Origin of the sequence: Salinivibrio proteolyticus (genome assembly GCF_027286365.1) — a bacterium.
Lineage (GTDB): Bacteria > Pseudomonadota > Gammaproteobacteria > Enterobacterales > Vibrionaceae > Salinivibrio > Salinivibrio proteolyticus.
In genome coordinates this window covers 2,784,630-2,797,945 of sequence record NZ_CP114584.1, presented here as the reverse complement: position 1 = coordinate 2,797,945, position 13,316 = coordinate 2,784,630, and the positions used below count along the sequence as shown (strand labels likewise).

Below are 13,316 nucleotides of genomic sequence, written 5' to 3'. Positions count from 1 at the left end.
TTTTATCGACAATAAGGATAGGAGTGGTGTGTGCCCAGACAGTTCAGTGGTACAGATCATAAAAACAAAAAAAGCCGCCCGTAGGCGGCAAAGGTTGCTAAGCAATCGTGTCGTTGCGCTACACCACGTTTTCTTTCTCGGCAATGAGCTTATCGACCACACTCGGATCGGCCAGCGTTGAGGTGTCGCCAAGGCTACCGGTATCACCGGTGGCGATTTTGCGCAGAATACGGCGCATGATTTTTCCGGAACGCGTTTTGGGTAAGGCGTCGGTCCAATGGATAAAATCGGGCGTCGCAATAGGGCCAATCTCTTTGCGTACCCACTCTTTCACTTCTTTATGTAGCTCGGCGCTGGGCACCTCACCGGCGTTCAGAGTGATGTAGGCATAAATCGCTTGGCCTTTGATGTCGTGTGGCACACCCACGATGGCGGCTTCGGCAATTTTATCAAAGGCCACTAACGCGGATTCAATTTCTGCTGTCCCCATTCGGTGTCCGGATACGTTAAGGACATCATCGACACGACCTGTAATCCAGTAGTAGCCGTCTTCATCGCGACGCGCGCCGTCACCGGTAAAGTACATGCCCTTGAAGGTTGAGAAATACGTTTGCTCAAAGCGGTCGTGGTCGCCAAACACGGTACGCATTTGTCCCGGCCACGAGTCCAACATCACCAAATTCCCTTCAGCCGCACCGTCGACAATGTTGCCGACGTTATCAACCAACGCAGGTTGTACGCCAAAGAAGGGTCGGGTGGCAGAACCGGGTTTGAGGGCGGTCGCGCCGGGCAAGGGGGTGATCAATATGCCGCCGGTTTCTGTTTGCCACCACGTATCCACAATCGGGCTTTGCCGATTGCCAATGGTGGTGTAGTACCATTCCCAGGCTTCCGGGTTAATGGGTTCACCCACCGAGCCCATAATGCGCAGCGAGCTACGTGTCGTTCCCTCAACGGCTTCATTGCCTTTGGCCATCAACGCGCGGATGGCGGTCGGTGCGGTGTATAAAATATTCACTTGGTGTTTATCAACCACTTCGCTCATACGTGCAGTGGATGGGTAGGTGGGCACGCCTTCAAATAAAATCGTCTTCGCGCCATTAGCTAGCGGGCCATAAATGAGATAGCTGTGGCCGGTGATCCAACCCACATCGGCGGTACACCAGAACACCTCGCCGTCTTGATAATCAAAAACGTATTTGAAGGTCATCGCGGCATACACGAGGTAGCCGCCTGTGGTATGCAGTACCCCTTTTGGCGTCCCGGTTGAGCCAGATGTATAGAGGATAAATAAAGGGTCTTCGGCATTCATTTCTTCGGGAGGGCAATCGGTTGATGCGTTTGCGGTGGCTTCATGCCACCACACGTCGCGACCTTCGTGCCAATCAACTTGTCCCCCTGTGCGTTTGAAAACCAGCACGTTATTGACTGACGTGACTTTGCTGTTGGCAAGGGCTTCATCGACGTTCTTTTTCAATGGTACTGCACGGCCGCCACGAACGCCTTCATCCGCGGTAACCACGACTTTAGCGTTGGAGTCGATAATACGTCCCGCCAGCGCTTCAGGTGAGAAACCGCCAAATACCACTGTGTGCACGGCGCCAATACGGGCACAAGCGAGCATCGCGACCGCGGCTTCCATGACCATCGGCATATAAAGACAGACTACATCGCCTTTTTTGACCCCATTGTCTTTAAGCGCATTAGCAAATTGGCACACCTGTTGGTGGAGCTGCTTGTAGGTCAGCGTGGCATCGTCCTTTGGATCGTCTCCTTCCCAAATTAAGGCAACCTGATCGCCTTTGTCTTGCAGATGACGATCGATACAGTTGGCGGCCACATTCAAGGTACCATCTTCAAACCAACGAATATCGACGTGGCCGGTATCGAAAGAGGTATGTTTCACCTTGGTATAGGGTTTGATCCAATCAAGAATTTGCCCGTGTTCGCGCCAAAAGCCTTCGGGGTCGGTCACTGATTGCTGATAAAGCGCTTGGTAGGTGGCTTCATCCGCGTGTGCCTTTTGTGCAATTGAAGGCATGACGGGGTATACGTGACTATCGCTCATCCTGTTTCTCCTCGTGTCCGCGTAATCTCATGCGGCGCTTCCATGTCGTGAGATGTCAGGCTGTACCGCTGCCTGGCAAATGAAAACCATGCTCTTAAAGGTGTGATAGTTCGTGGGATCCGGCAATTAGACTTTAGGATGAGGCCATTGATTTATAAGTGGTTTGTGCGCTTGTTGGACCATAGATTGGGGGATTGATCTCACTTTTTGTGCAATACGTGTCGTAAGGCAGGATCGCTGTTGGCTATTGCGAACGTAGCATAGGCATGTCGCCATATTGCAAACGCACGTAAATCAAAGCGGCGGCGATGGTGTCGTCCAGTGCATCATGACGGGCGGGCAAAGGGAGGTCTAAATGGCGACTGATCGCTTCCATACTGATGTCATGGTAGGCATTGGGCAGTAAACGCTCTAATTGACGTTGATAAATATCGCTAACCTCGATCACGGGATTGGGTAACGGAAAGCCTAAAAAACGCCGTGCGTAGCGATCTAAGATCGTTTTGTCGTAGCGAATGTGATAGCCAACCAAAGGATGGTTATGGATGAAGGCGATTAACGTCGTCATGGCTTGCTCAGCGCTAACACCCTGTTCAAGATCTTGATGGCGCAACTGATGAATACGGACCGAGCCAGCGTTCAAGCTTTTTGGCGCCACTAAGGTCAAGGTGAGCGCTTGGCTGGTGAGTATTCGATTCCCTTGAATTGGAGTGGCGGCGATAGTAACGAGTTCTGCACGCTCTGGATCTAAGCTGGTGGTTTCGCAGTCGAGCGAGATCACTGTGCTGCGATCCGAGGGTAAGAAGAGCGCGCGGTAGGACGATGCCCGCAATCGGTAGCGGTACCATTGACGTGACAACCAGTTCACTCTAGTCCCTCACATGGTAGTGGTAGGCGAGGGATTCTTTGAATTTTTTTACCACGTGGAGGCCGTGGCGTAAAAGATCTCGCTCGCTGGAAGGAAGCGCAGAGACATCGATATAGTTACTCTGTTGCTCACCACTTAATTGTTGGCGTAACCGCAGTCGGATAAATAGCTTCAGCGCCTCGGCGAGGTTCTCTGCCGTTTCTTCGGCCAGTGTCCCTATGTTAGCCAGCCTCTCAATCCGCTCAAAGGTATTGGTTTCGCTGACCCCTTTTTCTAGGCTCATGGTGCGAATGCCGTGCACAATCGGAAAGATGCCGCCTTTTTTGATGTCGAGCCCTTCTTTACCACTCTTTAATGAGCCAAACACCGTCAAAGGGACTTTGAACGCTAATGCCGGGCGCACAAAGGTATTTAAGGTCAGCATATTATCGGTGAGCGAGGCTTTAAGTGGCGTTTGAATCGCGTCGATAAGCTGGCTGTCGCCCGCAACAGGATGCGCATCGGCGAGAATGGCTAAATCCATCACGCTTTGATGATTAGCACTTTGCGCTAAGTTCCGAATGGTTTGTTGCCATTGAGACGCGCTTTTCACCCACTTGGGATTGCTGACCATCACCTGCCCAGGGCAGGGCGGATAGCCGAGTAGATTTAAGGTATGTGAAAAGGCCTCCATCACGGTTTGGCACTCGGGCCAAGTGAGATCATCGGCCAAAATGAGTGCGTTATCTTGATCGGTTTTAAGTACTTGCTCGCTGCGTCCTTCCGAGCCCATCACCACCAAACAGCATTGCTGCTGATAGGGCTCGGGCACGATGAGGCGAAACGCTTTTTCCATGATTTGTTCATTCACGGTCGCGATGAGCTTCATCACAAAGCGGGTGTGGATACCGTTGTTAAACAGGGTATGAACCAATTTGCTTTGGCTATTTGCCGCTAACACCAGTTCATCGACGGTTTGTGCGCGCGCAATGCGTAAGTTGAGCACATGAGAATGGGTGGAGAATAAGCTCAACACTTGCGGCAGGTCGAGCGTGCCGACGGTCTGTTCCTGATCATCGACGACACGGACACGCTTCACTCGCTGACGCGTCATGGTGATCATGGCATGAAAGAGAAAGTCACCTCGCTCGACACTGATCACAGGGCGGGTAGCGATATTTCCCACTGGGACCGATTGATCATGGCCGTCGAGCACCAAGGCATGCAGCAGATTGGTGCGGGTAATAATGCCGCAACTTCCGTCCTCGTAATCGACCAAGGCACAATCACAGCGTTGTGCTTTCATTTTTGCGGTGGCGTCCCTAAGAGGAACATCGGGGGTCACACGCAGCGCCGGTTGAATATTGGTGTCGTCAATGCGAGTGAGCATGAACTCGGCTAAGTTCTGTTGCTGGCGAGCCTGTGCGATTAACTGCTGACGACGCTGCAAGTTAGTATCAAAGTAAGCACTAAAATCTTGATTGGTATGATAAATGGCGAGGAACACGTCGGCAGGCAGTAAGTGACATAAGGTGTCTTCTAGGGCGCGATATTGGTGCTTGGCGGTACCGTTTAATATCGCTGGGACATCAAATAGATCATCCGTGGTGTAGTGCGAAAAGGTTTCTTTGCCGTCTTCCGACACCTCTTCCACACTGCCTTTGATAATGATAAAGAGCTGATCGCCACTATCACCGGCGGCGAGCAGGGTATCACCACGTCGGAAGTAGGCAACGTCTATGGCTTGGCGGCATTGCTTGACTTGGGACGCCGTCAGGCAATCAAACGGTGCATGAGAGGTGTCAAACGGTTCAGGCATAATCGCACTCCCCACAATAATATTTCTAGTGTGTCGCACGTTATCTGTTCCGGCTAGCCGACTTTAGTCTAGCCAGTTGCGACGAAACCTAGGCGGAGATCAACGAAGTGATGAGGATATTCACTGAGTAGGGCTTTTTTTCATGTCAAAGAGTTGAGACACTTAGCCGCGAATCTATCTTGATGTGAAGTAATGAAATGAGCTTGTCCCACTGTTCTCCTTTTCGTTGGCTGTCAGAGTACTTTGGCGGTTTCTTTTTCTCTTACGGTGTCTACTTGCCGTTTTGGGCGGTTTGGTTTGATTACATGGGGTTGCATGCCGGGGTGATTGGTACGCTGATTGGCTTGGGCTTTGCGACCCGTTGTGTGGCCAACTTAGTGTTTACTCCCAAAGTGCAGCGGGTGGAGTCGTTACTGCCTGCACTGCGTGGCTTAACCTTAATGGCGTTGTTGACCTGTGCGTTGCATCCTGTGATGGGAGCGAACATTGCGTGGCTCGCGTTGGTGACTGTGCTCTTTAATCTGGCGATTGGGCCATCGGTGCCTTTGTCCGACGCGTTAGCGAACTATTATGCGCGCCATCAGATTATCGACTATGGTCGAACACGCTTGTGGGGATCGATTGCTTTTATTGTCGGATCAAGTTTGACGGGATGGCTGGTGACCGAGGAAACCGCCGCGATCATCCCTTGGGTTGCGATTGGAGGCTTGTCGGCTTGCTTGCTGTTAACCTTACGTCGGCCGACAGTGATGCCGGAAAGTGAGCATGACGCGGCCCACAGTAAGGTGTCGATGCGCCAACTTTTTCGTGACCCTCACATCGTGGTATTCCTGCTGATCGCCTCCTTGCTACAAGGCAGTCATGCCGCGTATTACAGTTTTAGCGCTATCTATTGGAAGCATGCCGGTTACAGCGAGAGCATCGTGGGCTATTTGTGGAGTCTGGGTGTGGTCTCGGAAGTGGCGGTTTTTGCGCTGGGCGCACGTCTTTTTGGTGGGTGGTCTGCCAAAGCCTTGTTCCGTCTTGCCGCGCTCGGCGTGTTAGTTCGATGGGGGATCACTGGCTCGACGACAGCCTTGGCGCCAGTGATAATGGTACAACTGCTCCACGGGATCACCTTTGCCGCCGCCCATTTGGGTGCCATGCAATACATTCAGCGCGAATGTGGGACGCGCCTTGTCGCGGTACAAGCCGCCTATAACGCCCTCCCCATGGGCGCGGTGGTTGCGGCGCTGACGGCAGCTAGCGGTTGGGTGTATGACTTTTCTCCAGCGTGGACCTTCTATGCGATGGCGTTGCTGGCACTGCCGGCGCTGTTACTGCCTTTGCATGAACCTCAGTACCAACAAGCAAGAAAGGCCCGCTTGCAGCAAAGTTAGCCACGAGGTCCACAAAGCCGAGATAGGAAGATTGAGCCGGTGTCTGTCGCGTGTTACACCCTTCTAGGCGGACGAAAAATACGCAGGGGTCAGGAAGGGAGTCATGACACAAGGCTGGGTAATTGTCTCGGTTTCACTATTGTACATGGGGACGCTGTTTGCCATCGCATGGTATGGCGACAGTCGCCCGCGTTGGCTACGAACGTGGCGCCCTTGGATCTATAGCCTTTCTATCGCGGTCTATTGTACCTCGTGGACTTTCTTCGGTACGGTCGGTCAAGCCTCTAGCTCGCCGTGGTCGTTTTTACCTATCTATTTAGCGCCCATTTTAGTGTTCACGCTGGGATGGCGCTTTCTCGCCCGCATGATCTTAATTGCCAAACGAGAGCACATCACTTCGATTGCCGACTTTATCGCGGCACGTTATGGCAAATCACAAGGATTGGCGGTAGCCGTCACTTTGATTGCAGTCATCGGTGTTCTGCCTTACATCGCGCTGCAGCTACGCGGTATCGCCATGGGGTTAGATGTGCTTTCGCCTGAGCTCGGAGCCAGCATTGGCTTAGAGCAGCCCCAAATAGCATGGTTGGTATGCATCTCGCTCGCGATGTTCACCGTGTTATTCGGCACACGGCATATCGATAGCACCGAGCACCATCGCGGTATGATGATGGCGATTGCGTTTGAATCGGTGATCAAACTGGTCGCGTTTTTGGGTATTGGCGTGTTTGTGGTGGTGCTCTTGTTTCAAGCGCCGAGCTTGCCCATGAGCCTTGAAGAGTCTGGCGTGATCGGGCGGCCGCATATAGGCAATTTAATCATTCACACCTTTCTAACGGCCGCAGCCATTATTTGTTTGCCGCGTCAGTTTCATACCATGGTGGTGGAGAATACCCGTGCCAGCGACCTCAATACTGCCCGAAAAGTGTTTCCGACCTATTTGTTGCTGATGTTGGTATTCGTTTTGCCGCTCGCGTACGCCGGACAGATGTTGATCCCGGATGCCCCTGCGGATACGTATGTGATTCGTTTGCCCTTATCGGTGGGTGCCGAAGGCATGGCGTTATTGGCTTTCATGGGGGGCGCATCAGCGGCGAGTGGTATGGTCATTGTCTCGACCATTGCGCTGGCTATTATGGTTTCGAATGATCTGGTATTACCCCTTTTGCTGCGGCGGATGAAGATGACGTCGCGTAACTTCACGCAGTTCTCTGGCCTTTTGCTCAACGTCCGTCGCGCCTTAATTTTCCTGATTCTTATTGCCGCTTGGGGCTTTTACCACCTGATTTTAACGGTGCCAACATTATCAGAAATTGGCTTTCTCTCTTTTGCGGCCATTGCGCAGTTTGCTCCCGCGATGATTGGTGCCTTGTATTGGCGCCAAGGTAATAAGAAAGGCGTGTATGCGGGCTTGGCGGTAGGATTTAGCTTGTGGCTGATCACCATGATGACGCAAACCGGCATGCTTGCCGGCGATGGGCAGAGCAACCTGTTGATTTGGGTGATCACACCACCGGCGATTGCGCCTATCGCAACGCTAGATCCCATTGATTGGGGCTTGGCATTTAGTGTGTTAATGAACGCTGCCAGTTTTGTGGCCGTGTCACTGTTAACCCGACCGTCTTTGAGTGAGCGATTGCAGGCCGCCGCGTTTGTGGGCATGCCGCTACCAGAAAGTGAAGATGCACGCCTATACCAAAGCCGAGTCACGGTGGCAGAGCTGGAAATGCTCGCGGCCCGTTTTGTCGGCCGGCGGCGGATGCGTCAGGCATTTAGCCAATTTGCCGATCAACGTGGTGAAGACTTGATCCCGCAACAGCAGGCGAGTTCTCCCTTGATTCGCCATACTGAACGCGTGTTAGCGGGGGTGTTTGGGGCATCGTCTGCGCGGTTGGTGCTATCGTCTGCCTTACAAGGGCGAAATATGCAATTGGAAGAAATTGCCACCATTGTTGATGAAGCGTCTGAGTTGTTCGATTTCTCTCGCGGTTTGCTCCAAGGCGCTATTGAACATATCAATCAAGGGATCTCGGTGGTCGACAAACAGCTACGGCTGGTGGCGTGGAACCAACGTTATATTGATATGTTTCAGTTTCCACCCGGATTGATTCAGGTGGGACGCCCGGTGGCTGATTTGATTCGCTTTAATGCCCAACGCGGACTCTGTGGACCGGGCGATCCGGAAGAGCATGTCGAGAAACGAGTCCATCATTTAACACGCCGTCAGCCGCATACCTCCTCACGTGTGCACCCTGATGGACGGGTCATTGAGCTCCAAGGTAACCCCATGCCCGGCGGTGGGTTCGTGATGACCTTCACCGATATTACTGCGTTTCGCCAAGCGGAGGCGGCGCTTAAGCAATCCAATGAAACCTTGGAAGCACGAGTGACGGAGCGCACCCGTGAGCTTGAATCCCTCAATAGCCGGCTGATTGATGCCACACGCAAGGCTGAATCCGCCTCACAGTCGAAAAGCCGTTTTCTCGCGGCGGTCAGTCACGATTTGATGCAGCCTTTGAATGCGGCACGCTTATTTGCCTCCTCGCTATCGGAGATTGCCCATAATGCCGACACGCAACGGGTTGCTGGCCACATCGAAAGCGCACTGGAAGGGGCGGAGGATTTGATTGGTGACTTGCTGGATATCTCGCGATTAGAGTCGGGCAAGATGAAAGCGCGGATTGAACACTTTGCATTGAATGATGTACTCACGGCATTAGAAGCAGAGTTTGGCGTATTGGCCAACCAACAAGGCATGCGCTTTGATGTACAACACTGCCAAGGCTGGGTACGTTCAGATAAAAAACTGCTCCGTCGCGTACTGCAAAACTTTTTGACCAATGCCTTTCGCTATAACCCGAGAGGACGGGTGTTATTGGGAGTACGTCGCGAAGAAAACCGATACCGTATTGAAGTGTGGGATGATGGTGACGGGATCCCGCATGATCGTCAGCAAGATATTTTCCAAGAGTTTACTCGCCTTGACCGTCAAGGTGCAGAGCAAGGGTTAGGGCTGGGACTTGCGATAGCGAGGGGGATCAGCCAGATCTTGCAGCAGCCGCTTGGGTTGCGCTCTTGGCCCGGCAAAGGCACGGTTTTTTCTATCTCGGTAGATCAAGGCACGCCCGAGGCCGTGGTGTCTGCCGAGCCGCGTTCACCCAGTGCTGTTTCGGCGAGTGCGCTAAAAGGATGCCGCGTGCTGTGTGTGGATAATGAAACCGATATTCTTACCGGTATGGCACAGTTGTTATCGCGCTGGGGGTGTGATGTGCGTTGTGCGCCTGATGTCAGTGGTGCGATGCAACAAATTGATGATGATTGGCACCCAGAGTTTGTGCTTAGTGACTACCATTTAGCTAATCAACAAACGGGATTGCAGGTCTTACAACAATGTCAGTTGCGTTTAGGGCGCTGTTTCCGTGGCGCGATTATCAGCGCAGATCGCAGTGCTGACATTCAACAGTCGGTCACTGGACTGGGGTTTGCGTACATTTCCAAGCCAGTCAAGCCACTCAAACTTCGCGCCTTATTACAACAACGAGGACAGTAATGGATCCATTTAGTATTTCTCGTCTCGACACAGACATTGGCACGGTCCGAGTGGAAGGTCGGTTTAACCCCGTGGATGGACATATCGACATCGACGATCTTGCTCATTTGGACAGTCATGGTTGGGCGGACGTGAACCATTGGCTGACAGAGCAGGCTTATGAGCATAAAGTCGCCACGATCTTGCACGCCATTCGTGGCTACTTAATCGGAAGCGATGCGTAGCAAAGGCTAGGACGCGTCCTGTGCTTTCTGATGCTCGCTGTAGAATGTTTTATGCTCAATAAAAGTGGTTGGTGCCTCAGCAAAGTAGTAGCTACCATCCACACTCACCGCGAGACGAATTTGCGCTTGTGCATCGGTGGGAGCGGGAAGCGACACCTGCCAAGCCTTGCCTGTTTCATCTGTTGCTTGCATTGACTGTGGCTGAGGCTCAGTGCCTGTATGCGCCATGCTGATCCTCGCGCCTTCGAGGGGTAACGCGCTCGCTAAACGCAGTGTTAGCCTATCATTCTGCACGCCGTCAGACTCTAATTTTAGCTTTATATCGCCATTTTCAAGCTGACAAAAGCCACTGGTGTAGCGGCAATTTGAGCGCACCGCAAGCGGGTAACTTTGTCCTGACTGGGCCGCCTGAGGGGGCTCAGACACACTGGCATCGACCGCAAAATAGGCGATGATGGCTAAAACTGGTGCAACCAGCATCGCAATGACGACATGCTTGTTCGTTAATAATCGTGTGACCGTTGACATCAGGCCTCTCCTTGGCTGGAAGTAACCAACAGTATAAAAGCCCCCGTAGGGGCTTGATAGGTTAATACCGTATTAGTGTGATTGCGCATCGCCTGCGCCCGATGGCATGCGAACGTGTTCGACCAAATCTTGTACCTCTTGTGGGGTTTCTTTAGTCACGCGAGAAACGAGGATGGCTACCACAAAGTTACAGATTGCACCGACGGCACCAAAGGCATTGGGTTCAATCCCCAAGATCCAGTTGCTGCCAAGGCTTTCTAGGTATGTCCATTCAGGGATAAATAGGATCCCTTTGTGTTGGAACACATAGAATAGGGTGACACTGATCCCTGCAACCATCCCGGCGATCGCGCCTTCCTTGTTGATGGTCTTGGTAAAGATCCCCATCATCAGGACTGGGAAGATTGATGAGGCGGCGAGACCGAAGGCCAGTGCCACTGTCCCAGCGGCGAAGCCAGGCGGATTCAGTCCCAAATAGCCAGCACCGGCGATGGCTAATGCCATGGATATCCGGCTCGCCATGAGTTCGCCTTTTTCACTGATATTCGGGTTAACGACCCCTTTGATTAAGTCGTGGGATATTGCTGACGATATCGCAAGCAACAATCCCGCAGCAGTCGACAGTGCCGCAGCAAGACCACCGGCAGCCACTAGTGCAATGACCCAGTTAGGCAGCTTGGCAATTTCGGGGTTGGCGAGCACCATGATATCGCGGTCAACACGCAGCTCATTGGTCTCTGGGTCAGAGGTGTACTGAATTTTCTGGTCACCGTTTTTGTCTTCAAAACCGAGCAGGCCAGTGGTTTCCCAGTTTTTAAACCAGTCCGGACGCTCGTCGTACAGCAAATTATCACCATTAGGTAGATTGACGGTATCCATCAAGTTTAAGCGAGCCATCGCAGCGACGGCAGGTGCTGAGGTATACAAAATCGCGATAAAAAAGAGTGCCCAGCCAGCAGAGGTTCGCGCATCGCGCACCTTAGGGACGGTGAAAAAGCGAATAATCACGTGAGGTAGACCTGCGGTACCGATCATCAGTGACATGGTGTAGGCAAACATATTGAGCGTACTGCCACGCACCGCGGTAGTGTATTCGACAAAACCGAGCTCAGTGACCACTTGGTCGAGTCGGTCGAGCAAATACTGATCCGTACCTGCCATGGTGCTACCCAGACCTAACTGCGGGAACGGGTTGCCGGTGAGTTTCAGCGAGATAAAAATAGCAGGGATCGTATACGCCAAAATAAGCACGCAATACTGAGCAATTTGGGTATAAGTAATGCCTTTCATCCCGCCCATCACGGAATACATAAAGACAATCACCATACCGATTAACAGCCCGGTGGAGTAATCGACTTCCAAGAAGCGTCCAAATGCGACCCCAACCCCTTTCATCTGACCGATAACATAAGTGACCGAAGCGATAATCAAGCAAACCACCGCCACAATACGCGCGGTTTTCGAATAAAAGCGCTCACCGACAAACTCGGGGACGGTAAACTTGCCAAATTTACGCAGGTAAGGTGCGAGGAGTAGGGCGAGCAGCACAAAGCCACCGGTCCAGCCCATCAAAAAGACCGAGCCGCCATACCCCATAAAGGCAATCAAACCGGCCATGGAAATGAACGACGCGGCGGACATCCAGTCGGCAGCGGTTGCCATCCCGTTTGCAACGGGGTTAACCCCACCGCCAGCCACATAAAACTCTTTGGTTGACCCTGCTCGAGCCCAGATCGCAATCCCGATATAGAGGGCGAACGTGAACCCGACAACAATGTAAGTAATGGTTCTTAAATCCATGCGTGTGTCCTCTTACTCGTCGTCTACACCGAACTCGCGATCGAGTTTGCGCATCTGTTTGGCATACACAAAAATGATGCCAAGGAAGGTATAAATTGACCCTTGTTGAGCGAACCAAAATCCCAACTTATAGCCTGCGATTTGAATCGTGTTGAGGGCATCCACGAATAAGATCCCAAAACCGAATGAGACAACAAACCAGACAATCAGCAAGCTGATCATCAGTTTTACGTTTCTCTCCCAGTAGGCTTTCGCGTGTTCCTTGCTTTGAAACGCCATCGCCATCTCCTTGTTTAACACGTTAATGGAATGTTACATAAAGACGATAGCAGTGGATGGGCAAAGCGACATTGCAACTTTAGTCGAGCCACAAGCGTGCCAATATGGCGAAAAGACAGGATTTTTGTGAGCTAGGTTGGGCTAGCTCGGGTTGAGCTAGCCACAACTTGCGCCAAAGGTCTAAGTCAGGTGATAAAACTTTTGGATCCCTTCGAGCAAATTAGCAACGGCGACGGAGGCGAGGATTAGCCCCATGACACGACTGACAATCGAGGCGCCGACATTACCGATCACTTTGTGTATTACATTGGCCCCGAGGAGTAAGACCAAGGTCGCGACTAAGACTAAGAACATCACTCCGGCTGTAATGGCTTGCTCAGCAATGGCATAGCGATTGTTATCCGTGAGCATGACAATGGCCATCATCGCGCCGGGTGAGGCGATAGACGGCACCGCTAAGGGATACACCGCAGTTGCGGCTATCTCGGCCTTATCCACGTTTTCGCTGAGCATTTTGGCTTCTTGACTAGGCTTGCCTTCGCCGAAAATCATGGTTAAAGAAAATAACAGCAATACCAGCCCGCCTGCCGCTTGAAAGGCGGGCAAAGGGATTTGCATGGCTTCGAGTAAAATCTGGCCGACAATTAAGAAGAACAATAAAATCGCGAAAGCGATCGCTACCGCTTTCACTGCCACGCGGCGCTTTTGTTTGGGGGTCATGTGGCTGGTTTGCGACAGATAGATGGGCACGCTACCGATAGGATCGATCACGGCCCATAAAATCACGAATTGCGTAGCAAGAATACTTAACATAAGCGGCGC

General features: G+C 52.2%; 10 protein-coding genes. 3 read left to right on the top strand and 7 right to left on the bottom strand.

Features of this window, described 5'->3' with window-relative positions:
- Positions 1-118: 118 nt before the first annotated feature.
- The 3 genes from acs to N7E60_RS13065 form a co-directional block, all read right to left on the bottom strand.
- Positions 119-2,068, bottom strand: coding sequence for an acetate--CoA ligase (gene acs, locus N7E60_RS13075; RefSeq protein WP_069586979.1), 1,950 nt, complete (start codon positions 2,066-2,068; stop codon positions 119-121).
- 244 nt (positions 2,069-2,312) lie between these two features.
- A complete protein-coding gene (locus N7E60_RS13070) occupies positions 2,313-2,936 on the bottom strand; it encodes a 3'-5' exonuclease (protein WP_269597703.1) in 624 nt (207 codons plus the stop codon).
- 1 nt (position 2,937) lies between these two features.
- Positions 2,938-4,734 (bottom strand): DUF294 nucleotidyltransferase-like domain-containing protein, encoded by a 1,797-nt coding sequence (locus tag N7E60_RS13065; RefSeq protein WP_269597702.1) that lies wholly within the window; start codon positions 4,732-4,734, stop codon positions 2,938-2,940.
- A 197-nt stretch (positions 4,735-4,931) separates the two neighbouring features.
- Between N7E60_RS13065 and N7E60_RS13060 the strand changes: the two genes are divergently transcribed.
- The 3 genes from N7E60_RS13060 (at position 4,932) to N7E60_RS13050 (ending at position 9,887) form a co-directional block, all read left to right on the top strand.
- Positions 4,932-6,113 carry a 3-phenylpropionate MFS transporter gene (locus N7E60_RS13060; RefSeq protein WP_077456060.1) on the top strand — a complete coding sequence of 394 codons (1,182 nt, stop codon included), beginning with the start codon at positions 4,932-4,934 and terminating at the stop codon, positions 6,111-6,113.
- A 103-nt stretch (positions 6,114-6,216) separates the two neighbouring features.
- Positions 6,217-9,663, top strand: a complete 3,447-nt coding sequence (locus N7E60_RS13055) for a hybrid sensor histidine kinase/response regulator (protein ID WP_269597700.1) — start codon at positions 6,217-6,219, stop codon at positions 9,661-9,663.
- On the top strand, positions 9,663-9,887 hold the full coding sequence (locus N7E60_RS13050) for a hypothetical protein (RefSeq protein ID WP_269597698.1): 225 nt from the start codon (positions 9,663-9,665) through the stop codon (positions 9,885-9,887). Before N7E60_RS13055 ends, N7E60_RS13050 begins: the two co-directional genes overlap by 1 nt.
- A gap of 6 nt (positions 9,888-9,893) precedes the next feature.
- Here the strand turns inward: N7E60_RS13050 and N7E60_RS13045 are convergent, their stop codons facing one another.
- The 4 genes from N7E60_RS13045 to N7E60_RS13030 all read right to left on the bottom strand — a co-directional run bounded on the left by N7E60_RS13045 (position 9,894) and on the right by N7E60_RS13030 (position 13,307).
- Positions 9,894-10,415, bottom strand: coding sequence for a hypothetical protein (locus tag N7E60_RS13045; protein ID WP_096630155.1), 522 nt, complete (start codon positions 10,413-10,415; stop codon positions 9,894-9,896).
- A 72-nt stretch (positions 10,416-10,487) separates the two neighbouring features.
- Positions 10,488-12,215 carry a sodium:solute symporter family protein gene (locus tag N7E60_RS13040; protein ID WP_269597695.1) on the bottom strand — a complete coding sequence of 576 codons (1,728 nt, stop codon included), beginning with the start codon at positions 12,213-12,215 and terminating at the stop codon, positions 10,488-10,490.
- 12 nt (positions 12,216-12,227) lie between these two features.
- Positions 12,228-12,494 (bottom strand): DUF4212 domain-containing protein, encoded by a 267-nt coding sequence (locus N7E60_RS13035; RefSeq protein WP_069586971.1) that lies wholly within the window; start codon positions 12,492-12,494, stop codon positions 12,228-12,230.
- A 180-nt stretch (positions 12,495-12,674) separates the two neighbouring features.
- Positions 12,675-13,307 carry a MarC family protein gene (locus tag N7E60_RS13030; RefSeq protein ID WP_069586970.1) on the bottom strand — a complete coding sequence of 211 codons (633 nt, stop codon included), beginning with the start codon at positions 13,305-13,307 and terminating at the stop codon, positions 12,675-12,677.
- Positions 13,308-13,316 lie beyond the last annotated feature (9 nt).

Coding starts and splice junctions, on each gene's coding strand:
- N7E60_RS13055 (WP_269597700.1), top strand. CDS start 6,217: ATGACACAAGGCTGGGTAATTGTCTCGGTTTCACTATTGTACATGGGG.
- N7E60_RS13050 (WP_269597698.1), top strand. CDS start 9,663: ATGGATCCATTTAGTATTTCTCGTCTCGACACAGACATTGGCACGGTC.
- acs (WP_069586979.1), bottom strand. CDS start 2,068: ATGAGCGATAGTCACGTATACCCCGTCATGCCTTCAATTGCACAAAAG.
- N7E60_RS13045 (WP_096630155.1), bottom strand. CDS start 10,415: ATGTCAACGGTCACACGATTATTAACGAACAAGCATGTCGTCATTGCG.
- N7E60_RS13060 (WP_077456060.1), top strand. CDS start 4,932: ATGAGCTTGTCCCACTGTTCTCCTTTTCGTTGGCTGTCAGAGTACTTT.
- N7E60_RS13065 (WP_269597702.1), bottom strand. CDS start 4,734: ATGCCTGAACCGTTTGACACCTCTCATGCACCGTTTGATTGCCTGACG.
- N7E60_RS13030 (WP_069586970.1), bottom strand. CDS start 13,307: ATGTTAAGTATTCTTGCTACGCAATTCGTGATTTTATGGGCCGTGATC.
- N7E60_RS13035 (WP_069586971.1), bottom strand. CDS start 12,494: ATGGCGTTTCAAAGCAAGGAACACGCGAAAGCCTACTGGGAGAGAAAC.
- N7E60_RS13040 (WP_269597695.1), bottom strand. CDS start 12,215: ATGGATTTAAGAACCATTACTTACATTGTTGTCGGGTTCACGTTCGCC.